General features: G+C 59.7%; 1 protein-coding gene. It reads right to left on the bottom strand.

Annotation, left to right across the window (positions count from 1 at the left end):
* The coding region (locus AC5ZFO_RS47970; protein WP_496124262.1) for an AMP-binding protein at window positions 1-1190 on the bottom strand (1190 nt) is incomplete at both ends.

Genomic DNA, 1190 nt, shown 5'->3' with positions numbered 1-1190 from the left:
ACCCGCGTGTTGGCGATTGGACGACCGATCGGGACCAACGACCCATTGAAATCAGTCGGGCAAGTCCAGATCGTCGCGAAGGTCGTCGTCTCGGTGGGCCCGTAGCAGTTAATGAGACGTACGGCGCCCTTTTCCTTCAACAATCTCAGAAACGAGGCAAGATCACCGCGCTCACCCCCACAGAGGAGGTGCTTCAGTTGCGCCAACGTCGGAGCAATCGTTGATGTATATTGGTTGAATAATGCTGTTGTTAGAAACAGTGACGTTACCCGGTGCTGTTCAAGCGCCCGGGCAAAACTAGGAGTATCCCTGACGGTGGCGGCATGCATGGCAACAATGCAACCACCGTTAAGCAGCGGTGCCCATACTTCGAATGTGCTTGCGTCGAAGGCGGGATTGCCAGCCCATGCCACCCGATCTCCTGCATCGATCTTCACATACCCACTGTTGATCACGAGCCGGTTGACGGCACGATGAGGAACAACAACTCCTTTGGGAAGGCCAGTTGAGCCGGAGGTGTACATGACGTAAGCGGCAGTTTCAGCGCTCAACGCCAGCCCAGGATTGGAACTACATCCCGTTCCAGCCGTGAGCGGCTCAATAGCACGAACAGGTATCGTCGCTTCAACCAGATCATCAGCGCAAAGCACCAAGCGTGCAGCACAATCGGCCATGAGCAATTCTTGTCGCGCCGACGGGAGGGCGCGATCGATCGGTACATACACGCCGCCCGCCTTCAGAATCGCCAGCTGCGCCACCAGAAGAGCGACGGAGCGGTCCAGCACTGTGGCAATGCGATCCCCAGGTTTGACCCCGAGGGCGATCAGATGATGTGCCAGGCGGTTGGCCCGCGCATTGAGCTCGCCATAGCTCAGCCGCTCATCTTCGCAGACCACCGCCACCGCATCCGGCGCCTTGTGCACCTGCACCTCGAACAGCTCGTGGATGCACCGCTCCGCAGGATACGACGCCGCCGTCCGGTTCAGCTCCTCCAGCAGATACGTGCGCTCGGCAGTCGAGAGCAGCTCAATCCGGTGGACCTCTTGCTGCGCATCGGCAGCCATCGCCCGCAGCAGCGTCAGCAGATAACCACGCTGCCGCTCGATCGTCGCCTGATCAAACAGCGCCGTGGCATAACCCAGCGTTCCGGCGATCTCCTCGCCATGCTCGCCAAGGCTCAGCTCCAGATC

The organism is Bradyrhizobium sp. Unk1 (genome assembly GCF_059512345.1).
The sequence above is the reverse complement of the archived record's forward strand: the minus strand, read 5'-3'. Positions and strand labels throughout refer to the sequence as shown.